Source organism: Paenibacillus etheri (assembly GCF_001012825.1).
In the GTDB taxonomy this organism is placed as follows: domain Bacteria; phylum Bacillota; class Bacilli; order Paenibacillales; family Paenibacillaceae; genus Paenibacillus_AQ; species Paenibacillus_AQ etheri.
The window spans coordinates 1-21,885 of the sequence record NZ_LCZJ02000021.1; the positions used below are offsets into that span (position 1 = coordinate 1).

22 protein-coding genes, 1 tRNA gene, 1 rRNA gene and 2 riboswitches are annotated in these 21,885 nt (G+C 43.1%); of the genes, 14 read left to right on the forward strand and 10 right to left on the reverse strand.

What is annotated here, in order from left to right; translation table 11 throughout:
* The 10 genes from rrf to UQ64_RS12890 form a co-directional block, all read left to right on the forward strand.
* A 5S ribosomal RNA gene (gene rrf, locus UQ64_RS12845) occupies positions 1–96 on the forward strand; the annotation flags it as partial.
* Between the two features lie 434 nt (positions 97–530).
* Positions 531–1,988 carry an IMP dehydrogenase gene (guaB, locus tag UQ64_RS12850; protein WP_060623878.1) on the forward strand — a complete coding sequence of 486 codons (1,458 nt, stop codon included), beginning with the start codon at positions 531–533 and terminating at the stop codon, positions 1,986–1,988.
* 161 nt (positions 1,989–2,149) lie between these two features.
* Positions 2,150–3,496: a D-alanyl-D-alanine carboxypeptidase family protein gene (locus UQ64_RS12855; RefSeq protein ID WP_060623908.1), complete on the forward strand. Its 1,347-nt coding sequence runs from the start codon at positions 2,150–2,152 to the stop codon at positions 3,494–3,496.
* A 111-nt stretch (positions 3,497–3,607) separates the two neighbouring features.
* Entirely contained in the window at positions 3,608–4,489 is an 882-nt protein-coding gene (gene pdxS / locus UQ64_RS12860) for a pyridoxal 5'-phosphate synthase lyase subunit PdxS (protein WP_042123186.1), read from the forward strand.
* 19 nt (positions 4,490–4,508) lie between these two features.
* Positions 4,509–5,105, forward strand: coding sequence for a pyridoxal 5'-phosphate synthase glutaminase subunit PdxT (pdxT, locus tag UQ64_RS12865; RefSeq protein WP_060623879.1), 597 nt, complete (start codon positions 4,509–4,511; stop codon positions 5,103–5,105).
* Between the two features lie 73 nt (positions 5,106–5,178).
* Positions 5,179–6,465 (forward strand): serine--tRNA ligase, encoded by a 1,287-nt coding sequence (serS, locus tag UQ64_RS12870; protein ID WP_060623880.1) that lies wholly within the window; start codon positions 5,179–5,181, stop codon positions 6,463–6,465.
* A 68-nt stretch (positions 6,466–6,533) separates the two neighbouring features.
* Positions 6,534–6,622: transfer RNA gene (locus UQ64_RS12875), tRNA-Ser, on the forward strand.
* 173 nt (positions 6,623–6,795) lie between these two features.
* Positions 6,796–7,137 (forward strand): hypothetical protein, encoded by a 342-nt coding sequence (locus UQ64_RS12880; RefSeq protein ID WP_060623881.1) that lies wholly within the window; start codon positions 6,796–6,798, stop codon positions 7,135–7,137.
* Between the two features lie 12 nt (positions 7,138–7,149).
* Entirely contained in the window at positions 7,150–7,302 is a 153-nt protein-coding gene (locus tag UQ64_RS12885) for a small acid-soluble spore protein P (protein WP_060623882.1), read from the forward strand.
* A 102-nt stretch (positions 7,303–7,404) separates the two neighbouring features.
* On the forward strand, positions 7,405–8,496 hold the full coding sequence (locus UQ64_RS12890; RefSeq protein WP_060623883.1) for a hypothetical protein: 1,092 nt from the start codon (positions 7,405–7,407) through the stop codon (positions 8,494–8,496).
* A 107-nt stretch (positions 8,497–8,603) separates the two neighbouring features.
* Here the strand turns inward: UQ64_RS12890 and UQ64_RS12895 are convergent, their stop codons facing one another.
* Positions 8,604–9,173: a GNAT family N-acetyltransferase gene (locus tag UQ64_RS12895; protein WP_060623884.1), complete on the reverse strand. Its 570-nt coding sequence runs from the start codon at positions 9,171–9,173 to the stop codon at positions 8,604–8,606.
* A gap of 1 nt (position 9,174) precedes the next feature.
* Positions 9,175–9,660: a tRNA adenosine(34) deaminase TadA gene (gene tadA / locus UQ64_RS12900; RefSeq protein WP_156417540.1), complete on the reverse strand. Its 486-nt coding sequence runs from the start codon at positions 9,658–9,660 to the stop codon at positions 9,175–9,177.
* A gap of 432 nt (positions 9,661–10,092) precedes the next feature.
* Here tadA and UQ64_RS12905 point away from each other — a divergent pair, with 432 nt between their 5' ends.
* Both UQ64_RS12905 and rluF read left to right on the forward strand, forming a co-directional pair.
* Positions 10,093–12,420, forward strand: a complete 2,328-nt coding sequence (locus UQ64_RS12905; RefSeq protein ID WP_060623886.1) for a sensor histidine kinase — start codon at positions 10,093–10,095, stop codon at positions 12,418–12,420.
* Positions 12,410–13,111: a 23S rRNA pseudouridine(2604) synthase RluF gene (gene rluF, locus UQ64_RS12910; RefSeq protein WP_060623909.1), complete on the forward strand. Its 702-nt coding sequence runs from the start codon at positions 12,410–12,412 to the stop codon at positions 13,109–13,111. The genes UQ64_RS12905 and rluF overlap by 11 nt, the downstream gene beginning before the upstream one ends.
* 106 nt (positions 13,112–13,217) lie before the next feature.
* Here rluF and motB read toward each other — a convergent pair whose 3' ends face one another.
* Both motB and motA read right to left on the reverse strand, forming a co-directional pair.
* A complete protein-coding gene (motB, locus tag UQ64_RS12915) occupies positions 13,218–14,033 on the reverse strand; it encodes a flagellar motor protein MotB (RefSeq protein WP_060623887.1) in 816 nt (271 codons plus the stop codon).
* Positions 14,017–14,820 (reverse strand): flagellar motor stator protein MotA, encoded by an 804-nt coding sequence (gene motA / locus UQ64_RS12920; RefSeq protein WP_042123206.1) that lies wholly within the window; start codon positions 14,818–14,820, stop codon positions 14,017–14,019. The genes motB and motA overlap by 17 nt, the downstream gene beginning before the upstream one ends.
* A gap of 206 nt (positions 14,821–15,026) precedes the next feature.
* On the opposite strand from motA, the gene UQ64_RS12925 reads away from it, so the two are divergent.
* The gene (locus UQ64_RS12925) at positions 15,027–15,320 is read left to right on the forward strand and encodes a hypothetical protein (protein WP_060623910.1); all 294 of its coding nucleotides are present in this window, start codon (positions 15,027–15,029) and stop codon (positions 15,318–15,320) included.
* A gap of 229 nt (positions 15,321–15,549) precedes the next feature.
* Positions 15,550–15,837, forward strand: a complete 288-nt coding sequence (locus tag UQ64_RS12930; RefSeq protein WP_060623888.1) for a 4a-hydroxytetrahydrobiopterin dehydratase — start codon at positions 15,550–15,552, stop codon at positions 15,835–15,837.
* 81 nt (positions 15,838–15,918) lie between these two features.
* Here UQ64_RS12930 and UQ64_RS12935 read toward each other — a convergent pair whose 3' ends face one another.
* The 6 genes from UQ64_RS12935 to UQ64_RS12960 all read right to left on the reverse strand — a co-directional run bounded on the left by UQ64_RS12935 (position 15,919) and on the right by UQ64_RS12960 (position 21,861).
* Positions 15,919–16,275: a c-type cytochrome gene (locus UQ64_RS12935; RefSeq protein WP_060623889.1), complete on the reverse strand. Its 357-nt coding sequence runs from the start codon at positions 16,273–16,275 to the stop codon at positions 15,919–15,921.
* 127 nt (positions 16,276–16,402) lie between these two features.
* A complete protein-coding gene (locus UQ64_RS12940) occupies positions 16,403–16,888 on the reverse strand; it encodes a GNAT family N-acetyltransferase (protein WP_060623890.1) in 486 nt (161 codons plus the stop codon).
* Between the two features lie 293 nt (positions 16,889–17,181).
* A complete protein-coding gene (locus tag UQ64_RS12945) occupies positions 17,182–17,673 on the reverse strand; it encodes a C40 family peptidase (protein ID WP_060623891.1) in 492 nt (163 codons plus the stop codon).
* A gap of 5 nt (positions 17,674–17,678) precedes the next feature.
* A riboswitch (cyclic di-AMP (ydaO/yuaA leader) is annotated at positions 17,679–17,820 on the reverse strand.
* Between the two features lie 357 nt (positions 17,821–18,177).
* Positions 18,178–18,606: a C40 family peptidase gene (locus tag UQ64_RS12950; protein WP_060623911.1), complete on the reverse strand. Its 429-nt coding sequence runs from the start codon at positions 18,604–18,606 to the stop codon at positions 18,178–18,180.
* A 53-nt stretch (positions 18,607–18,659) separates the two neighbouring features.
* A riboswitch (cyclic di-AMP (ydaO/yuaA leader) is annotated at positions 18,660–18,798 on the reverse strand.
* A gap of 214 nt (positions 18,799–19,012) precedes the next feature.
* Positions 19,013–19,843 (reverse strand): hypothetical protein, encoded by an 831-nt coding sequence (locus UQ64_RS12955; protein WP_156417539.1) that lies wholly within the window; start codon positions 19,841–19,843, stop codon positions 19,013–19,015.
* 11 nt (positions 19,844–19,854) lie between these two features.
* The gene (locus tag UQ64_RS12960) at positions 19,855–21,861 is read right to left on the reverse strand and encodes a M1 family metallopeptidase (protein WP_060623893.1); all 2,007 of its coding nucleotides are present in this window, start codon (positions 21,859–21,861) and stop codon (positions 19,855–19,857) included.
* Positions 21,862–21,885: the final 24 nt, after the last annotated feature.

The window sequence follows — 21,885 nt, forward strand, 5'->3', positions numbered from 1 at the left end:
GTTCCACGCGTACCCATCCCGAACACGACCGTTAAGCCCTCCAGCGCCGATGGTACTTGGACCGAAGGGTCCTGGGAGAGTAGGACGTTGCCAAGCACGCAAGACCACTGTTGAGTCATCGACAGTGGTCTTTTTGTTATGTAAAAGGAGAATTCATTAGGCTTTATTTTGAGATACTATGATGGAGATAAGCGTTGGCTTAGAAGTGGACAGAGGCCTATTGTTAATTTTTTACACACTAAATTGTCCACTCAGCACGGACTAACGTCCAATAATTCGCTTACTCGGGAGTCGTTTTTTCAATACCTACTCTGATGATGTAATGTTCTTGACAGTCCAAATGCCCTTTGCTAAGATGGCAATAATATATTTTTGGACAAGCATCACAAACCTAAATTGAAGATATGAACTTGTTCTACTTCCAGATGTACAGAGATGTCTGTCGTGAATGGACTTAAAGTCGAAGGTTCTTCTTTTATAAAGTTTGTAGGCGGGTATAATTTAAAAACAACCGAGGAGGAATGACCCAGGTGTGGAAAGATAAGTTTGGTAAAGAAGGTCTAACTTTTGATGATGTGCTGCTGGTTCCGCGTAAATCTGAGGTACTGCCGAAGGAAGTAGATTTGACTACAGTTCTAAGTAAGAATGTGAAGTTGAACATCCCGCTTATGAGTGCAGGTATGGACACAGTCACAGAAGCGGCTATGGCCATTGCTATTGCTCGTGAGGGTGGTATCGGGATTATTCACAAGAATATGCCTATAGAGCAGCAAGCGGAAGAAGTGGATCGTGTGAAGCGTTCCGAGAGCGGAGTAATTACTAATCCCTTCTCTCTTTCAGCAGAACATTTAGTATCTGATGCTGAACTACTAATGGGTAAATACCGCATTTCCGGAGTACCGATTGTAGATAGTGACAACAAACTGGTCGGTATTCTAACTAATAGAGATTTACGCTTTATTCATGACTTTAATATTCCAATTAAAGAAGTTATGACGCATGAGAATCTCGTGACTGCTGCTGTAGGTACGACACTACAAGAAGCAGAAGGGATCTTGCAACGTCATAAGATTGAGAAATTGCCGCTGGTGGATGAGAATAACATTCTTAAGGGCCTAATCACAATTAAAGATATCGAGAAGGCTATTCAGTTCCCTAACGGAGCGAAAGATGCACATGGCCGTTTGCTGGTTGGAGCAGCTGTTGGTATCTCTAAAGATACATTCGAGCGTACTGCAGCATTAGTGAAATCAGGTGTTGATTTGATCGTTGTCGATTCTGCACATGGTCACCATATTAATATTATTGAAGCCGTTCGCCAAATTCGTGAGTTGTATCCTGATCTTACGATTGTTGCTGGTAACGTGGCTACAGGTGAAGCAACCCGTGAACTAATTGAAGCAGGAGCTTCTGTAGTTAAAGTAGGTATTGGACCGGGTTCTATCTGTACAACACGCGTTATCGCTGGTATCGGTGTACCACAGGTTACAGCCATTTATGATTGTGCGACAGTTGCTCGTGAGTATGGAGTTCCTATTATTGCTGATGGTGGAATCAAGTACTCTGGGGAAATTACTAAGGCCATTGCCGCTGGTGCCCATGCAGTAATGATGGGAAGTATGTTTGCGGGTACTGAAGAAAGCCCAGGAGAATCTGAGCTTTATCAAGGCCGTAAGTTTAAAGTATATCGTGGTATGGGCAGTATGAGTGCCATGAAACAAGGTAGTAAGGATCGTTATTTCCAAGATGACGATAAGAAGCTTGTTCCTGAAGGAATTGAGGGTCGTATCGCTTTTAAAGGACCTCTTTCGGATACCGTTCATCAATTGATTGGCGGACTGCGTTCGGGTATGGGCTACTGTGGGACCAAGTCACTTGAAGAACTTCGGAATGATACTTCTTTCATTCGCATCACAAGTGCTGGACTTCGCGAAAGCCATCCACATGATGTGCAAATCACGAAAGAAGCGCCAAACTATTCCGTGTAATGGACTAGAAAGACTATTTTTTGGACAGACAGGACTATTTCGTCCTGTCTGTCTTTTTTTGCGGGTACCCCTGTGTTAGAATAGAACAAGCTATTGATATGAGGTTTAAAGGAGAGTAGTAATCATTGAAGCACAAGCAGAAATTTAACGGTAAGCAATTTATGATTAAGACAGTCACAGTAGGTCTACTTTTAAATATGTTAGTTTCCACTCCACTTCCGGCATTCGCTGAGGAAGGTACGACTACGACAATAAAAGCTGGTACTGCAACCCAGACAACTCAGAAAGCAATAAAGATCCCTTCTGTGGAATCACTGGGTCTAAATTTGAAGTCAGCGGTTCTAATAGAACCAACAACAGGTGAGATTCTTCTATCTATGAATGCAGATGAGGCTTTGCCTCCAGCAAGTATGACTAAGATGATGACAGAGTATCTTGTAGCAGAAGCGGTGAAGACTGGACAGCTTTCATGGGATCAAAAAGTCATAGTAGGGGAAAATGCGTCTAAACAGGTTGGATCACGTATTTTTCTAGCGGAAAATGACGAGCATACGGTTGAAGAGCTGTACATAGCAATGGCTGTCGGATCTGCAAATGATGCTACAGTAGCTTTGGCAGAACTAGTTTCGGGATCAGAATTGGAATTCGTAGAGCTAATGAATCAGACTGCCCAGAAGATGGGGATGAAAACTGCCTATTTTGTTAATTCTACTGGATTAGACAAAGCTGACATGCCCAAGAAATACCGCTCAACCGATGATAAAGAAAATGTAATGTCAGCGATGGATGCTGCTATTCTTGCCAAATATATCGTTACTGATCATCCTGATTTTAATAGATTTACAACGGTTCAGTCGTATAAGTTCCGTGAACGTGATACTGCACCAATGATTAACTTTAACTGGATGTTGGAAGCTAACAAGAGTATCCAGAATTTTAAGGCGTATGCTTATGAGGGATTGGATGGTTTGAAAACAGGCCATACCGCTAGAGCAAAATATTGTTTTGCAGGGACAGCTGTACGTGATGGCATGCGTCTGATAAGTGTAGTAATGGGGGCTAATACAGAGCCACACCGTTTTACAGAGACGAAGAAAGTACTTGATTTTGGATTTAATAATTTTGAAATCAAACAGGTCGTAGCCCCTAAAGCAGTGATAGCCGGCAACGAAACTGTGCCAGTCCTCAAAGGGAAAAATAAAGAGGTGCCTGTAGTTACCGATGAAGCAGTATCTTTTATGGTCCCTAAGGGAACAACGTCCCCTCAAATTAAAACAACCGTTGAAATAAATGATCCAGCAACCTTAGTTGCTCCTATAGCACCATCTGCTAAAGTGGGTAAGGTCACTTATACCTACCAAGTTGAAGGCATGTCTGATGTTCAGCAGAAGACGGTAAATCTGATTACTGCTGAAGAAGCGGAGAAGGCTGGTTGGTTTAAGTTATTCCTTAGAGCCATTGGAGATTTCTTCGGCGATTTGTTTACTGGGATCAAAAACTTGTTCTAATGAATTTAACGTCGAAAAATGCGTTAAATCCGGGTAAGTGGATTGTATATTTCCCTTCATTGGGGTAAAATTACAAGTTAGATTAAGATAGATCATTCGGGGGGCTAGGACATGGAAACTGGAACATCGCGAGTTAAAAGAGGCATGGCAGAAATGCAAAAAGGCGGCGTCATTATGGACGTCATGAATGCAGAACAAGCAAAAATTGCTGAGGCTGCTGGTGCAGTAGCTGTTATGGCTTTGGAACGCGTACCTTCTGACATTCGCGCGGCTGGCGGTGTAGCACGGATGGCCGATCCTACAATTGTAGAAGAGGTTATCAAAGTGGTAAGTATCCCTGTTATGGCTAAGGCTCGTATTGGCCATTACGTAGAAGCAAAGGTCCTGGAATCCTTGGGTGTTGACTATTTGGATGAGAGTGAAGTCCTTACTCCTGCTGATGAAGTCTTCCATATTAATAAACGTGAGTTCACTGTTCCATTCGTATGTGGAGCCAAAGACTTGGGTGAAGCCTTGAGACGTATTAACGAAGGTGCATCCATGATCCGTACGAAAGGTGAACCAGGAACAGGCAATATTGTTGAAGCAGTACGTCATATGCGCTTTATCAACAGTCAAATCCGCAAAGTAACCAATTTGTCCAAGGATGAGCTATATAATGAAGCTAAGAACCTGGGAGTTCCTTACGAGCTACTGCTTGAAGTACATGAGCTTGGTAAACTACCGGTTGTAAACTTTGCTGCTGGCGGTGTAGCTACTCCTGCCGATGCTGCCCTGATGATGCATCTGGGTGCGGATGGTGTATTCGTAGGCTCAGGTATTTTTAAATCGGACAACCCTGAGAAATTTGCGCGTGCGATTGTTGAAGCCACTACACACTATACTGATTACAAACTGATTGCAGAAGTATCCAAGAACCTTGGTGCACCAATGAAGGGGATTGATATTGCAACTCTAACCCCGGCTGAACGTATGTCGGAGCGTGGCCGTTAATAGAGAGAAGGTTTCCCGGATGAAAATAGGAGTGCTGGCGCTTCAAGGCGCTGTTACGGAGCATATTGTTAGTATAGAGAAGACCGGAGCAGAGGGCGTACCTATCAAGCGAGTAGAGCAGCTTGAGGAGGTTGATGGGCTCATTATCCCCGGTGGTGAGAGTACAACGATTGGTAAGCTGATGAGAAAATACGGCTTCATCGAAGCTATACGTGATTTCTCCAATCAGGGCAAGCCGATTTTTGGAACATGCGCGGGTATGATCGTTCTGGCCAAACGAATTGCTGGCGGCGAACCAGGGCATTTGGAGCTAATGGATATTACGGTGGCTCGGAATGCATTCGGTCGTCAACGGGAAAGCTTTGAATGTGATCTGGAGGTAAAAGGAATTGATGAGCCAGTGCGTGCTGTTTTTATACGTGCACCGCTTATCAACGAGGTAGGTCCGGGAGTAGATGTGCTTACAGTCTATAATGATGAGATTGTAACTGCGCGTGAGGGTAACCTACTGGTTTCTTCTTTTCATCCAGAATTGACCGATGATTTCAGACTGCATCAATATTTTGCTGATATGGTAGAGGCTACTAAGCAAGTGCAACAACAGAATCGCATATAAGAACATCCTGACTCTTTCAAAGCTGTAAGCAGCAATTTGAAAGAGTTTAGGCTGTTTTCAGGAGGGAAACTTTGTGTTAGACGTAAAAGTATTACGCAGTGATTACGCGCGAGTTGAACAAGCCTTAGAAAAACGGGGTAAATCACTGGATTTGATTGCTGATTTTCCACAACTTGATCTACGCAGACGTGAATTACTGCAAGAAACAGAGGGTCTTAAGAACCGTCGCAATACGGTATCGGGTGATGTGGCGAAGAAGAAAAAGAATGGTGAGCCAGCAGATGACTTAATTGCAGAAATGCGTACGGTATCTGACCGAATTAAAGAGCTCGATGACGAAGTACGTGAACTAGAAGCTCAGATTGCCGAACTTACTATGAGTATTCCGAATATTCCTCATGATTCAGTTCCAGTAGGGAAGTCCGAGGATGATAATGTTGAATTGCGTCGCTGGTCGGAGCCCAAAGAACTTGGATTTACTCCAAAATCACACTGGGAGCTTGCACAGCAGCTCGATATTATTGATTTTGAAGCTGCGGCTAAGGTTACGGGATCTCGGTTTGTTTTCTATAAAGGATTGGGAGCACGTCTAGAGCGGGCGCTAATTAACTTTATGATGGATCTCCACAGTGGTGAGCATAATTATGAAGAAATGCTGCCACCTTACATTGTGAATAAAGACAGCTTGTACGGAACAGGACAACTTCCTAAGTTTGAGGAAGATCTGTTTAAGCTACGTGACACTGAATACTATTTGATTCCTACTGCGGAAGTACCTGTAACGAACTACTATCGCGAAGAGATTTTGACAGCAGCAGACCTACCTAAGTACCATGTAGCATACAGCTCGTGTTTCCGTTCTGAGGCGGGCTCAGCGGGCCGTGATACTCGCGGTTTGATTCGTCAGCATCAATTCAACAAGGTGGAGCTGGTGAAGCTTACTACACCTGAGTCCTCTTATGAGGAGCTAGAAAAAATGACAGCAGATGCTGAACAAGTGCTGCAGCTTCTGGGATTGCCTTATCGTGTACTTGGGCTATGTACAGCTGATATGGGCTTTACATCGGCTAAGACGTACGATTTGGAAGTATGGCTACCTGAGAGTGGAATGTACCGTGAAATCTCTTCTTGCTCGAATACGGAGGACTTCCAAGCGCGTCGGGCTAATATTCGTTTCCGTAAAGATCCAAAATCCAAGCCTGAATTTGTTCATACACTGAACGGATCTGCTTTGGCTGTTGGACGTACTGTTGCAGCAATTCTTGAGAATTATCAGCAAGAAGACGGTAGTGTGCTGATTCCGGAATGTCTACAACCGTATATGCGCAACGTGAAATCGATCCAACCTAAAGCTATTTAAGAAAAAAGTTGCTTTTTCTCCGATCTATATGTTATAATTACTAATGCATGTGAAATTTATATGCATTTGGAGAGGTACCGAAGCGGTCATAACGGGGCGGTCTTGAAAACCGTTAGGGTGCAAGCCCACATGGGTTCGAATCCCATCCTCTCCGCCATTCCTTTATGAACTTTAAGAAATAAGTAGATAGAAACCGTCTCCTCTGGGGACGGTTTTTTTGTTGTGCTTGAACTAGTACGATTTTAGTTATTGTTTGATGTACCTAAGTCCATTGAGAATAAAAAGATTGATTTCTCCGCAATGTATTAGAGAAGGAGGATGATCATAATTATGGACAGACAATTGGAAGTAGATCAGCATAATCTTGTCACGGCTTGGCAAGAACGTCTGCCTGCATTAATGGAGGATGGGGACAGTTTCAATGTACTAGCGGACGAAGGTGATCCGAATAGTCTGCTTATTCATTTCAATGCTGCTGGGCGTCAAGGTTACTCACTTGATTTTCGCTGTAAGTATGTAGATAGCAGGGAAGTCGCTGTTGATCTGCTTGATGTGGAGCAGAGTGGAATTCATATTGATGAGCGTAGTGATGCAGTGCAGAAATTAGCACAGCAATATACAAGGCAAATTCATGAATGTGCTCAGGCTCTACAGAACATGACTAATCCTTAGGAGGAATGAACAATGTCAAAGCCAAAAAGTATTCCAGTTCCCGGGGCACAGCCTAACGATGGCGAGCGTAGAAAGGAGCATAATTCTTCTGCACCAGAGCCACTTTCTGGCTCTAAAAAGGTGAAGCAGGCTAATCATGTTGACCATCATAATCCGCAAGGATAACAAATAAAAACAATAATAATTATAAAGAAGTGTTTCTTGATTTTTACAAATAGTTTATCATAAGGGGGGGAGATTTTTTTTACATGGGAGAGGAGAAAAATAATGAACAAAAAATGGGGTTTATCGGCCGCTGCACTGTTGCTTACAGCAGCAGTAATTCTGCCGGGATGTGCAAGTAAACAGGAGGGGCCAAAAGAGGCTTTAAAATCAGCCGCTACAAAAGCGACCGCGATGTCTTCATATGAGATGAAGAGTAAATTCTCGATCAATGATCTAACCATCGAGACCGCTGATGCTGAATCTGCTGCAATGACCACACAGGTACTCAGCATGCTTAAGAACGCTGATATTACTATTGACGGGGTTTATCAAGCTGATCCAATGCAGACAGAGCTAACTATGGTTCTGAATCTCAAGGGCGATATGAGCATGAGCTTCAATGTCCCTATGGTGATGACCACTGAGAAGTTGTATGTTAAGGTTCCATCGATTCCGTTCTTCCCGATTCCAGAGACAATCGTTAATAAGTTTGTAGAAGTGGATCTGAAGGCTTTGGCAGAGCAAGAGGGTGCTGAGTTTAATCCAAGCGCTCTTGATACGCAGAAAATGCAAAAGTTCTCTAATGAAGTGATGGACACTGTACTAGCTGAGTATGATGAAGGAAAGTATTTTAATGAGCTTAGTCCAAAGGAAGCGAATTTACCAGAGGGTGTTGAAGCTAAACAAGTCGTTCAGTTCCAAGTGACGAACGATAATGTTAAAGAAGCAATCACCATCTTTGTGAATAATGCCCTGCCTAAAATCATTGATATTGTGAGTAAGGAAGAATACAAGGAGATGCTGCAGATTAAAGATGCTGATCTGGCTAAGGCTAAAGAAGAGATCACATCAAGTGAAACTAGAACAGAATTCGATAAGAGCTTGGCCGATCTTGATAAGTATCTTACGATTAATCAGTTCCACTACAATACAGCGATCAATAAAGAAGGATTCCCTGTGTATCAGGATCTATTGATGGACATTAAAGTAAATGATCCGGAAGATGGCACGAACGTAGCCTTCTCTATAAACGGAACGGGTCAATATGAAAAGATTAACGAGAAGCCAGAGTTCAAGATTGGCATTCCTCAAGGCGATGATGTAATTACAATGGATCAATTAGAGGAACAATTCGGTAGCTTGGGGACTTATTAATTAAGAAGTTACGAGAGAAAGACCCGCATGTGCGTATCATATACGCCCATGCGGGTCTTTTTGTATCAGAAGAATAAGATTTTTAATCTGAACGAGTCAGTAGAAAGCTATTTATGTTCATCCGGTAGCACATCTTCGGCCAATATTGCGTAGGTTTGATGATCCTGCCATTGACCGTTTATTTTTAGATACTGGCGGGCGACGCCTTCGGGTCTAAATCCGCTCTTCTCCAGCACCCTCCTGGAAGCCTCATTATGCAATAAGATGGCTGCCTGCACCCTATGAAGGCCTAAGGCTCGAAAAGCGTAGCCTAGAGCTAATCCGACCGCAGCGGTCATGTAACCTTTTGCCTGCATCCGGTGATCCATTAAATAACCTAAGTCAGCATACTGAGCTACACCTCTTGAGACATTAGATAGCGTGATTTGACCTATTAGTTGTCCATCAAGCAGATAGACACCGAACATATAGGCTTTGTCCTCCAGAGCATCCTCCAGACGCTGATTGATGATCCGTTGTTGACTCTCCAAAGTGTAGAACTGCTCATCGCGTTTTGGTTCAAATGGTTCGTGTGTCAACCGATTATTCAAACGCAGCTCCAGTAAGTTCTCTGTATCCTTTAGCTCTAGCGGAGAAATATAGATGCCTTGCGAGGTATGATATAAAGTAAGGGTCATTTCAGGTTTCTCCTTTTTCTTCTTTCGATGGTTTTTGACGTAAACGGCGAAAGAATGAGGTCAGTAGGTCTGCACATTCTTCTTGTAAAATCCCCTGAACGACTTCGGTACGATGATTAAACCGCGGCTCTTCTAGCAAATTCATGAGGGTCCCAGCACATCCAGCCTTAGGATCAGGAGTGCCATACACAGTGAGGGGTACTCTTGATTGTACAATCGCTCCAGCACACATTGGACAAGGCTCTAAAGTAACATACAGCTGGCAATCCAGCAGTCGCCATGAGTTCATGACATTGCTGGCCTCCCGAATGGCAACCATTTCTGCATGAGCTGTAGAATCCATTGTTGTTTCTCTTAAATTATACCCGCGTCCGATAATTTCACCATGACGTACGATTACCGCCCCAATAGGAACCTCCCCTAATGCTTCAGCTTTGCGGGCTTCTGATATCGCCTGCCTCATCCAATGTTCATGAACCACTCCCATATCATCTAGCGATTCACCTGCTTTAATATTCAAGATCATCTTCCCTTTCTTTATATCCATTGTACAACGAACAAATATTCGTTCTTAACAAAATGTGCATAAGTCTGTGGATAACCGCCTACTTATACACATTTTTGTGCACATCGCTCTATAATAAATTGTTTATATGTGCATAAGTTGTGGATGGTTTCTTAAAATATAAGTTTCACACTATACTTTATCCTTATATTTAGCGCTTAAACGCTTCCCGTCCTTATATAGACGCTGAAAGCATTTATACTTGTATATTGTAGAGAAAGACCTTTTGAATTTCAATATTCCTTGAATTGGAATGCTTCATTGAAATGTCTTTTCAAATGTGAAGGCAAAAGGTATGATGTTTATTGTAGGCCCCGCAAGGATTTACCAGTGGATAAGAGGTGAAAAAACGGTTTGTCCATAAAGACAAAACTATCTGCTATTATTTTTGGGGCGGTGTTGCTAATTTTAGCACTGAACCTGACATTTAACCTTTATGCCGCCCAAAACAATCTACGGAATGAAAGCATTAATAATATGCAACTAACCGCTATGCAAATGGCCGTTTCTGTAGAACAAAGTAACTATAGCTCTAACTATGTAGAATATCAAATTGCGCATAATTTAAGGATGGCGGCTATCTTTGCCTCCGAGGAACTGGACCCTGACTATAAGAATGTGACGAATGAAGAACTTAAGGCCCTAACTTCCAAGGTGGGCGTGTCTAATATTTCAATTCTGGTTAAGACTGATAACGATGTCGTAGTAGCAAGGTCTTCGGTACCTAGTGATATTGGGATGTCCACAAAGGACTGGGGATACTGGTATCTGGCCTTTTTGGAGTTATTCGATAATCAGGAGGTATCCGTGGGTTATGGACAGGCTCTGGATCACTTTTGGTCAGGCCCATTTGAATATTCAACCTACAATCCCGATTTCATTGAGAAGTGGGGATATTATCATGATGAAGAGAGCAATTACATCATAAATCCTGTTATTCTCAATACTGCAGCTGGCGATTATGTCAAAATCACCAATCCTGATCAAATCGCAGCGCAGACCAAAGAAGCTAATCCGGGGATCTTAGAAATCACAGGATTTAACCCAGTAACATTTGGTTCAGCAAGTATGAAGGCTGATGGCAGTGACGCATTGAATAAGAATCTTGGTAATCGCCCCATTAAGTACGGCACCTATACTTATGGTAATGTCGAGCAGGATAGGGCAGCGATTCTATTGGCTCAGGAGAAGCAGAAGCCGGTTACACGGGAGTCGAAAGTGCTTGGAAAAAGAGTGCTTAAAAGCTACATTCCTATCCAATCTCCTGGACTGAAAGCTTATGTGATTGGAGTCGTTTTGGATTACTCCGTGATTTCATCTGTGGTTTATGAACAATTAATTAATAATCTGACAACGTCACTGTTATTGCTTACATTATTTTTGTTATGTAGTTACATACTGTCTGGATTTGTTACTCGTCCTATTCAGGCGATACTTGCCAAAGTGAACGATGTAGCCAAAGGGAAGTTTGAACCTCCACTTAAGGTAACTAGCCGGGATGAGTTAGGGCAATTGGCACTACGAATCAACGCTATGACAGCTCACCTCATGCAGCGCACCAATCGACTCAAACAGACATTGGAAGAGAACCGAGCGGTTAAAGAGCATTTGGAATCCGTTATTAACGGAACCTCTGATGCGATACATACGATCGATATGGACGGCCGAATTACTAGTACGAATAGAGCCTTCGAAGGACTGTATGGATGGAGTGCTAAAGAGGTGCTAGGCAATATGCCATACCTTGTGCCTGCGACAGCGCTTAAGCAGGAGGAAGAGCGGCTTGATGCGTTAAAGAGTGGCGCGGTTCTATCACCAATTGAAACCGTTAGGCTTAAACGTGATGGAACAATAGTTGAAGTTAGCGTTAGTACCTCGGTGATTCGTGATGAAGAGGGGTATCCTCATTCCTTTATTCACGTTTCACGTGATATGACGGAACGTAATCGAATGGAGGAACTGCTTAGACGCTCTGAGAAGCTGACTACAGTAGGCCAATTAGCTGCTGGAGTAGCCCATGAGATTCGTAATCCTCTTACGACGCTAAAGGGATTTCTGCAGCTTCAACAAGAGAAACAGATTTTGGTCCCACTCCATATTGAACTGATGTTGTCCGAGCTCGAGCGGATTAATCTGATCGTAAGTGAATTCTTAATTTTGGCCAAGCCTCAAGCCGTTCATTTCCAGGAAAAAGATGTGCGAAACATTCTTGGCGATGTAGTTTCTCTATTAGATAGTCAGGCTCATTTGTTTGGGATTCAGTTTAGTGCCACGTTCTCTGAACATCCATCTACCGTACATTGTGAAGTGAACCAGCTAAAACAGGTGTTTATTAACATCGTCAAAAATGCAATAGAAGCTATGCCTGATGGTGGTGTGATTTCAATGGAGTTAAGAAATACCTTGGATTCTGTCATTATTTTGATTTCAGATCAAGGCGAAGGAATCCCTAAGGATATGTTGCCTAAGCTGGGTGAACCGTTCTTCACCAATAAGGAGTCGGGAACAGGCTTAGGACTAATGATTAGCCAACGTATTATTCAGGCTCATAAGGGTCATTTGGAGATACAAAGTGAAGTGGGTCAAGGGACAACCGTTATGATCAAGCTGCCTGCAGCTGGTACGGTTACCCCTTGGCTTAATATTAAGGATGAACGGAGTGAAGGACAACGTGAGAATTAATAAATTCATCAGTGAGACAGGTTACTGTTCACGCCGTGAAGCAGACAAGCTGGTGGAAGGTGGTAGAGTTACGATCAACGGAGAACCTGCTGTGCTTGGCAGTCAGGCCGTTCCCGGCGATGATGTGAGAATAGATGGTGCAGCGCTTGAAACATCAAGCCAGACGGTTTACATTGCGTTAAACAAGCCAGTGGGTATTACTTCAACTACAGAGCAGCATATTAAGGGGAATATTGTTGATTTTGTAGGTCATCATGAGCGAATATTCCCGATTGGGCGGCTCGATAAGGATTCGGAAGGGTTGATTCTGCTTACCAATGATGGGGACATCGTTAACAAGATTTTACGGGCCGAAGGTCGGCATGAAAAAGAGTATGTAGTTACTGTAGACAGACCAATTACGCCATCATTTATTACCGGCATGTCCAGTGGTGTGAAGATATTAGGTGAGAAGACGCTACCTTGTGAGGTCACCCGTATTACAGAGCGTGTGTTCCGTATTATTTTGACAGAGGGTAAGAATCGTCAGATCCGCCGTATGTGTAGTGCTTTTGGTTACGAAGTTAGAAAGCTGCAACGAATTCGGATCATGAATATTCGTCTAGGGGCATTACAAACAGGAGTATGGCGTGAGTTGTCTGCTGAAGAGAAGCAAGAACTTGGAGCTACACTGAACTACAAACTTCTGTAGTCTAGAAGAGATAGTGGTCTAGGCATGAATACAGTTTATCAAAAAAAGAGCTGTTCCATCGGTCTAAGACCTTGGGACAGCTCTTTATGCTTTAATAGGATAACCATCAGTCATCGGAAGGAGCGATACCTGAGAACTCTTTGGTTTCTTGATATTTACGAATAATGGATACTTCAACCCGGCGGTTCTTACTTCGTCCAACAGCTGTAGTATTTTCAGAAATGGGGTGGTATTCCCCATATCCAATCGCACTAAATTTCCGTGGATTCAGATTCGTATTCGTTAGCAAGATCTTCATAAAGTGAAGGGCACGATCCGCGCTCAGGTCCCAGTTGGAAGAATAATTGCTATTAGAGATAGGGATATTGTCGGTATGTCCTTGTACGACTACATCATAATCCGGGAATTGCTGCAGCATGGTTGAGATGGACTTTGCTAATTGACGAGAATCATCTTTAACTACAGCCTGTCCGGAAGCGAACAGCGCGTTATCGCTTATCGTAATCATGAGCTGAGACTGATTGAGCTTAGTACTGAGAAGATCGGTTAGACCGTTCTTGCTGATATATTGATCAAACTGCTTTTTAAGCTTCTCTAAATCCTCTTGTTCCTTTTGCCGCAGCTTAGCCATTTCTGTTTGTTCGTTTTTCTTAGCTACTGATTTATCCATTTGATCATTTTTTCCTAAATCCTCTTGAGTCTTAGATGGCATTGCCGCCCGCTGTTCAAGAATACCTGTACCACCATTAAGAGCGGAACTGAAGGCTTGACTCATCTCTTCGAATTTTTTGGCATCCGTTGCACTCATAGAATACATTACGATGAACAAGGCTACCAGAAGGGTCATAAGATCAGAATAAGGCAGTAGCCACGATTCATCGGCGTGTTCTTCATGCTCTTCGTGTCTAGTCTTTTTGCTCACCCGATCCACTCTCCTTCTCATCATTTAACTTAGCTCGTTCCGAAGGTGTCAGGAAGACAGCAAGCTTCTGATTGATGGCAATAGTGGATACACCGGATTGTATAGACAATAGACCTTCGACCATCATCATTCGAACTTCAATTTCACGTTTGGAAAGTCGTTTTAGCTTATTGGCAATAGGATGCCATAATACGTAACCTGTAAAGATACCGAGTAGTGTTGCGATGAAGGCAGCCCCGATTGCTGCAGCCAATTTGTTCATATCACTCATATCAGCCAGAGCGGCGATAAGTCCGATAACAGCCCCGAGCACGCCAAGTGTAGGAGCATACATACCTGCTTGTGTGAAAATGAGTGCGCCCGCTTTATGTCTATCCTCTGTGGCGTGGATGTCCTCCATGAGAACATCACGGACAAAGTCCTGATCATTCCCATCAATAATCATCCGCATGCCATTTCTGAGGAAGTTATCTTCTATTTCATCGACTTTAGACTCAAGAGCCAGTAGACCTTCACGCCGTGTAATAGAAGCCCATTCCATGAACATAGTAATTAATTCGGATTTACTGATTAATTTCTTTTTGACAAAAATTATTTTAAACAGACTTGGAATCTTTTTGACCTCCGAGATTGGAAAGGCCATAAAGATGGAGGCCGCCGTCCCCACTAAGATAATAACGTAAGCAGCGGGTGTGGCTAAAGCGTGAAGAGGAGCGTGCTTGAGGATCATACCCCAAATTACTGCAACTAGACCAAAAATTAAACCGAGTATTGTTGAAATTTCCATTATGCACCTCGTCCATGAGATTATAAGATGTGTTCCGACAAAGCCGCGTATATCATCCTTGAAACAGCGGCAAGGCACTCTGTTCGAAACCGAATAACGTATATTCTTATTTATCGACATCATTCCGTTTTTTGTGAAGTCATTTTTTCGGCTATAATGGATAAGGTAAGTAATTATTCATCTGTGGAGAAAACGGAGTGATACATGTGGGTGTAAAGCATGGTAGAGATTACGGTGAAATCCTAACGGATTTGACCGAGGCTGTCGGACGAATTTCCGACGGGTACTTATTTTTTGAAATGGATCCGGAAGAGTGGCAAGAATTGCCGCAGGAATCCAAGCTGGAGGTATGGGAGGCGCTGGCTGAGGATCTTTTCTTCGCGCTGGGTAATGAACCTATGATTGAGGTGGGGAGCGGCGTTATCATCTACGATAAGGACACGCACCGCATTAACATTTTAGTCGGAGAAGAGGATTTAGCCTCTGTTGTTTTGATTTAAGAAGAGGGGGGCGGCGAGGCGTAATTTGCCCGTAGTTAGTAGCCCGTGTTAAAATTAGTATAGCCGAGTTATAATCGCTGGGATTCTTGAATACATTTAATCGAAAATATTGCCTTTATCCTGGCACATCCCTTGGACCTCAGAAGCTAAGGGATGTTTTGTTTAACGAATAAGACAAGTAAAGGGAACTGCGGATTTTACTGCAATTTTTAGTAAGGGAGGAAACGAATTGTTATTTACGGAAGAAGAACTGCGTGAACAGATCAGCAAGCTGGAAGGTTGGAAGCTGGAAGACAATACCATGGTGCGAAAATATATGTTCAGCCAATATATGAAGGGTATTGCTTTCGTTGATGAAGTAGCTACCATTTCAGAAGCCTTTGATCACCATCCACATATTACGATTGATTATAAGACAGTGACTCTACGACTGAAATCAAACGAGGAAGACGGTATTACAGCTCTAGATATTCGAGAGGTACATGAATTTAATGAAGCCTTTGAGAAAAATCGGTAGTATACCCAAACTCATAAATAAACGCCCGTGCGCAGATAGTGAACTATCTCCTGGCACGGGCGTTTTTAGTTGCTTAGGTAGTTACTTTTTCTCTGAGAGCCAGAGGGCGACGTTTGCAATTTCCTCAGGGGCTAGCTTTTCTTTAAAGGAAGGCATTTGACCGCGTCCTTTAGTGACGATACTGTAGATTTCTTCAGCATCATGCTGACCGCCTTCATTTTGAAGATTAGGTCCAACTCCACCTTGAAGCTGATCGCCATGACAGGTGATACAGCTGGCTTTCACGGTTGCTTCCGCCTTTGCCGCATCCAATTGAACTACCGGCATCGTGGGCTTATTCTGTTCAGCTACCTCTTCTTTACCTGGAAGTGTAAACATAAGTACTACCGCAAAGGCACAGGCGGCAAAAAACAAACCGCTCATGATCCATTTCTGCATCCCAGTTCGTCCCTTCTATGTAAGCTGCTCCCTACATTATAGCTCAAGGTGAAGCGTTATCATAGGGTTTGTGACAAAAAAATGAACAATAATGTTATCAATACAATGAAAAATTTGGAATTTAATATTATTTGTCATAGACCATGCAATAAAAAGGTTTGTTTCCTGTGGGGGTCAGACGCTCATACGTATCGGTAATCGTAAATCCACACTTTTGATAAGTTCGGATTGCCCGCTGGTTCCAGGTCAATACCTCTAAATCAATCTCACGCTCAGGATAACGAATCAAGGCTGCTTTCACGATTGCATCCATGAATAATTTTCCTAGACCTTGACCGCATAGATCAGGGTGCATGCCAATCCCCAAGCGAACAACACCTTCCATCGGAAACAATTGCGCGAACCCGCATAAAGCTCCTTGCCCATTTAATATGGAGACATATTGCTCATTCCGTAACTGGGGGTCACCGAACTCGATTTCAAGAGCCTGCATTTGCCCCCACGGCATCCAGCCGTAAATATTATAAGGGGGAGTGTAATCCCAGTTGCAAATCTCTTCCGCGTGACTGGTCTCCATAGGTGCTACATGAAAAGTAACGGAGGGATTTATCATAAGGTCAAAGACCTCCTTTCACGGGGGGGAAATTTAAAATATAAGAAAGTATAAGTTTCACACAATATTATATGTCTTAAATTTCTCGCTTAAAACGCTTATTGTCCTTATAAGGACCCGGAAGACGTTTATCCTTGTAACTAATTATATACAAAAAGAGGGATGGTCGACTCAGAAACTTTATGAGGATTAATGTTTTACAAATTCTGAGAGGGGTAAATATTAAATAAGACAAAAAAACAAGCTCTTCCCCAAGAATCAACATCTTGGAAAAGAGCCTATGTACGATTTACTTATTGAACATCATCATTATCTTCTGTCTCAGAAGCAACAGAATGATAAGCATCCGTGCTCATAATCCGTTTAGCGCCGATGTAGCGTTTCACGTAGTAACTATCACTCAGGGAGCTAACCGTTACACCGCGTGAGGAAGAAGCGTGTGCAAACTTGCCTTCACCGACATAAATACCGACATGGGAGACACCCTTACCACTTGTATTGAAGAATACAAGATCTCCAGATCTTAAATCATCTTGGGAGATAGCAGTACCCATTTGATACTGGGAACCTGATTGGTGTGGTAGATTGATACCAATTTTATCAAATACATACATTGTAAATCCGGAGCAATCAAATCCATTTGTGGAGATGCCGCCGGATACGTACTTAGTTCCGATGGTCTTGTCAATCACTTTATCCATTTTGGAATCCGCGAAAGCGCTTCCTGCTCCGATGGTGAAAATAATGGAAAAGCTAAGTACTGCTGCTGCTAGCTTCTTCTTCAAAAGTTTATACCCCTTCCGGATGCCTACGAGGTTAGCTTAAGGGTTCGGTTGAAGGTCCCCTATGACCCCTCTAAAAATGGAGGTCAATTCACCCAAAGTTGGTTCCCCCGTTTTCCTAATAGTTAGGAAACTCGGCTGATACTGTTGATTAGGAATAGCTTGTAATCAATACATGACAAAACCTTTGTAAATAATAACTTAATGATTACAAAAATGTTACTAAAATCTTACTGCAGTTATTGTAACAAACAGAGTGCCGCTTGGCAATCGTTTTTAACATAATCATGCAGAAAAATTCGTTTTTTTTAAAACAAAATGCATATGTAAGCGATATTATTAAACTAATTTTTATATTTATTGAAATTTTTATCAAATAAAAGTGTTTAAAGTCCGTTCTAGTGGTGTAAAGAATAGAATAAGGCAAAAAAACCTGGATTCGATTAAGTCAATAATCAAACCCAGGTCTATATAATGTAATTGTAAGGTTATAGTTGTGAGGAAGTATTAATCGTAGGCTACAGCTTGATATGAGGAAGTACTCATTACTCTTTTAGCGCCAACATAGCGATTGGCCCAGTAGGACTGGCTAAGTGAAGTGATGGTCACGCCATATGAAGATGATGATTGTGCGAATTTTCCGTTTCCAACATAAATGCCGACATGGGATACGCCGTTGCCCAATGTGTTAAAGAAAACTAGGTCACCTGAACGCAATTTGCTTTTGGCTACAGGAGTTCCGACACTATATTGAGCTTTTGAAGTACGGGGCAAAGAAAGACCCACCTTCTTGAATACATACGTAGTAAATCCAGAACAGTCAAACCCGGCAGTGCTAGTGCCTCCGGTTTTATAGGCAACTCCAATAGTCTTTGAAATAACACTGTCCATCCTAGAGTCTGCAAAGGCACTTCCTCCACCAATAGAGAACGCCATTACAAGTCCTAGCGCCGCAGCGACGCATGCTTTTCTTAAATTCTTCAAAAAAATTGTACCCCTTCCAATGCCTGTGAGGTTAGCTTAAGGGTTCGGTAGAAGGTTCCCCTATGATCACTGCAAAGCGAGATCAATTCACCCAAAATATGGTTCCCCCACTTCCCGGTGCAAGGAATTCGGCGTTTTATGCACCAGATAGTGACTTATCGACAAGACTACGACAAATACATGAAGTTATGTAGAAATCGTTTCAAATGATTACAAACTTGTTACCAATGGAACAGGACTTATTGTAACAAAGTCTTTACGATTTTGCAAATCCTCATGATTTGTCTATAACGCAAAAGAGTCCCAGCTCCTGATTCAGGAACCGGGACTCTTATATTATGTGCTGTAATGACTCGAATTATTGTGGAAATGCTTTACTGCGCCATAGATGATATTGAGCGGAAATCCCCCACATTTTGAAGAGTGTTGAGGGCAGTGATGAAAGTTGACGAATAAGAAGTGCTGGTAGACCAGGACAGGAGATACCCGTTAGTCCGCACACTAGCAAAAGGATCAGGCCTGCTGCGCCAAGTATGATTGAAATGCCTATTGCTGGAATCAGCGACTTCAAACAAATGAATAGGGAGGAGAACATCCCCGTGCCGCCGGTATAACCAAACTGCATATATAGAAGGAACAGGCGCACGATAAAGATGTATATAAGCCATGCCAATACGTATGGAACTAGATGTAGTAACAAAGAGTAGTCTAGAAAAGAGGACAAGAATAGCCCGTACATTTTTGGAGCAAGCCAATATAACGGAAGTAGAGCCATTACCCATTCGATTAGACTAAAGATAAACACTGGCAATCCATAAAGCTTCATGCCGGGAAAAAAGAACAGGCCACGCTCTCCTTTTCGCTCCTGATGGAGTTCATGCAGTAATCCTGCCCTTATGAAGGGGGAGAGTAGCAGTCGCAAGATTACAAGCCCTAGGAACATCCATAACCAAGTACGTATCGCAGGATCTGTGTTCAAGCTGAACTGCCCTTCGACGTAATAGAGTAGTCTGCCCATTCCGCTGCCTCCAGCGTCTTTATCTGGATAGCGTATTAGAATTGGAACGATAGCAGACCGGATGAAGCCGTACATAAAGTAGCCCCAGAGCAGTCGGTAGATGAAGAGCAGAATCAGAATATAAATTTGCTCCTTCATGCTTTGCCAGCCGCGGGTTATCGATGTTCTCACAATCATTCACCTCACCAGACAAGAGTTCCGAGCACGGTTTCAACTAGTTTAGTTACACTTAACGTCCAGCGGGAGAGGATTTTGGGCTCTATTTCCGCCAGTCTGAAGTTATTAAGATGTTTGTTTTCTAAAAGAACGGTATGCTCAGGATCAATCTCAGCAGAGAGGAGAAGCTTATCGCTTAACAACTGGAAGGTAGTCTCTGCTCCTTCACCGTTCCAAACCCGCTCTGTCGCAGAGCCATCGGCGAATGTGAATTTAATGGGAACGTCAACGTAATGGCTCCCTTTGTTTCTAATTTTCACGATGGATTCGTAGCTATGAGCATCGCTGTTGCCATTCTTTTTAATCGTAATCGTATCTACTGAGAAATCAGGAGCACCACCACCATAAATATAATCTTCGAAATAAGGCTGCCACGATTTTTTGGTTACCTTCTCAACGACTTTTTGAAAATCAGACGTAGTGGGGTGCTGGAAACGGAATTTACGTGCGTAAGTAGACATGATGCTGTTCATTGCTTTAGCGCCTACTTGGCGTTCAATATCCTTAAGTACTAGCTTTCCGCGGATATACACATTTCGGCTATAGGATTCTGCTCCGGCATATTTCCATGTTTCTAAATTTAGCGGCTCTGATTTGGTCACCAAGCTGGACTGAAGAGGGAGATTCGTTTTGATGCCGTATTCTTGCTCCATGAGTCTGTCTTCAGCATAAGAGGTGAAGCTTTCGTCTAACCAAGCCTCCTCGAATTCATTGCTGGCTACCATACCGTAGAAGTATTGATGGCCAATTTCATGAACGACGGTTCTTTCAAGTGAGGTGTCAGGAGAAGAGTCTGTGGCTCCAAACGCTGTAATGAGTGTAGGATACTCCATTCCTCCAGCCCCGTTGCCCTCTTTAGGCGGAACGATAATAGACAGAGTCGAGTAGGGATAAGGACCATACCATTTGCTGAAGTAGGTCAGAGCGGCCTTAGCGGCCTGAAGGTATCGTTCCTTTAAGTCTTTGTGTAATGGATCGAGATACACCTTAATCCGTACACCAGGCACTTCTGGCGTAGAGAAGGCTTCTTCTGCTACTGTAAAATCAGGGGAAGCCGCCCAAGCAAAGTCATGGACATCGTCAGCGTAGAACTGATATATTTTTTGATCTTGTTTCAGCTTGGCATTCTTCACAGGAAATCCGGTCGCAGCTACCGTATAGTCGGAAGGAACTGCAATCGTTACATTAAAGATGCCAAAATCGCTGTAAAACTCAGAGGTGCCATGATACTGATGCAAATCCCAGCCTTCTTCCTTAACCCCACGTGTGCCCATAGTCTCGTATACACTAAGTTTAGGGAACCATTGCCCAGCCATCACGAAATTGCCTGATGCGCCCATACGGGCAAATATTTTGGGGAGCTGGACCTCGTACTGGAGTTTCAGCGTGACACTTTCTCCACCATTAACCGGCTGTGGGAGATGTACCTTTAGGAGTGTCTTATCGTTGACGTTACCATCATCGGGTTGTACAAATTGCACTCTTTGCATTAGTGACGTTCCTTCTGTTGTGCGCAGATCGGTTAATGTCATACTTCCGAAGCCGTTCTCTGGCATGGTGTCACCTCTGAGCGTTCCTCCGGACTCCTTCATAAAGGTAGTATCTGGTGAAGCAAAAGCATTTGGATACATATGAAAATATAGATCACTTACTGGTTTAACACCGGGATGTGTCCAGGTTACCGTTTCAGAAGCAATTAAAGTTTCTGTATCAGGAACAAGCTGAACATCGATGTGATACTCAACAACGCGTTGACTTAATGCCTCTTCTGCTGGAACGGGGGCGCTATCAGGCAGAGTTTGCTGTGGTGCAGCTGCAGGAGCCGTGCCACTTGAGGACTTGGCCTCTTTTGAAACAAAGCTAGTAACAGAAGTTGTGGAGTTATCCCCTGAATAGACCCATATACCTCCTAGTAGCACGAGGGCGGCCAGGGTCGCAAAGATGATGATGTACCTTAATGACAGTGACTTCATAGTATGATTCCTCCCGTGACAAGC

Coding starts and splice junctions, on each gene's coding strand:
- UQ64_RS12855 (WP_060623908.1), top strand. CDS start 2,150: ATGATTAAGACAGTCACAGTAGGTCTACTTTTAAATATGTTAGTTTCC.
- pdxS (WP_042123186.1), top strand. CDS start 3,608: ATGGAAACTGGAACATCGCGAGTTAAAAGAGGCATGGCAGAAATGCAA.
- pdxT (WP_060623879.1), top strand. CDS start 4,509: ATGAAAATAGGAGTGCTGGCGCTTCAAGGCGCTGTTACGGAGCATATT.
- UQ64_RS12880 (WP_060623881.1), top strand. CDS start 6,796: ATGGACAGACAATTGGAAGTAGATCAGCATAATCTTGTCACGGCTTGG.
- UQ64_RS12885 (WP_060623882.1), top strand. CDS start 7,150: ATGTCAAAGCCAAAAAGTATTCCAGTTCCCGGGGCACAGCCTAACGAT.
- UQ64_RS12890 (WP_060623883.1), top strand. CDS start 7,405: ATGAACAAAAAATGGGGTTTATCGGCCGCTGCACTGTTGCTTACAGCA.
- UQ64_RS12895 (WP_060623884.1), bottom strand. CDS start 9,173: ATGACCCTTACTTTATATCATACCTCGCAAGGCATCTATATTTCTCCG.
- tadA (WP_156417540.1), bottom strand. CDS start 9,660: ATGGGAGTGGTTCATGAACATTGGATGAGGCAGGCGATATCAGAAGCC.
- motA (WP_042123206.1), bottom strand. CDS start 14,820: ATGGAAATTTCAACAATACTCGGTTTAATTTTTGGTCTAGTTGCAGTA.
- UQ64_RS12935 (WP_060623889.1), bottom strand. CDS start 16,275: ATGCAGAAATGGATCATGAGCGGTTTGTTTTTTGCCGCCTGTGCCTTT.
- UQ64_RS12940 (WP_060623890.1), bottom strand. CDS start 16,888: ATGATAAATCCCTCCGTTACTTTTCATGTAGCACCTATGGAGACCAGT.
- UQ64_RS12950 (WP_060623911.1), bottom strand. CDS start 18,606: ATGGCGTTCTCTATTGGTGGAGGAAGTGCCTTTGCAGACTCTAGGATG.
- UQ64_RS12960 (WP_060623893.1), bottom strand. CDS start 21,861: ATGAAGTCACTGTCATTAAGGTACATCATCATCTTTGCGACCCTGGCC.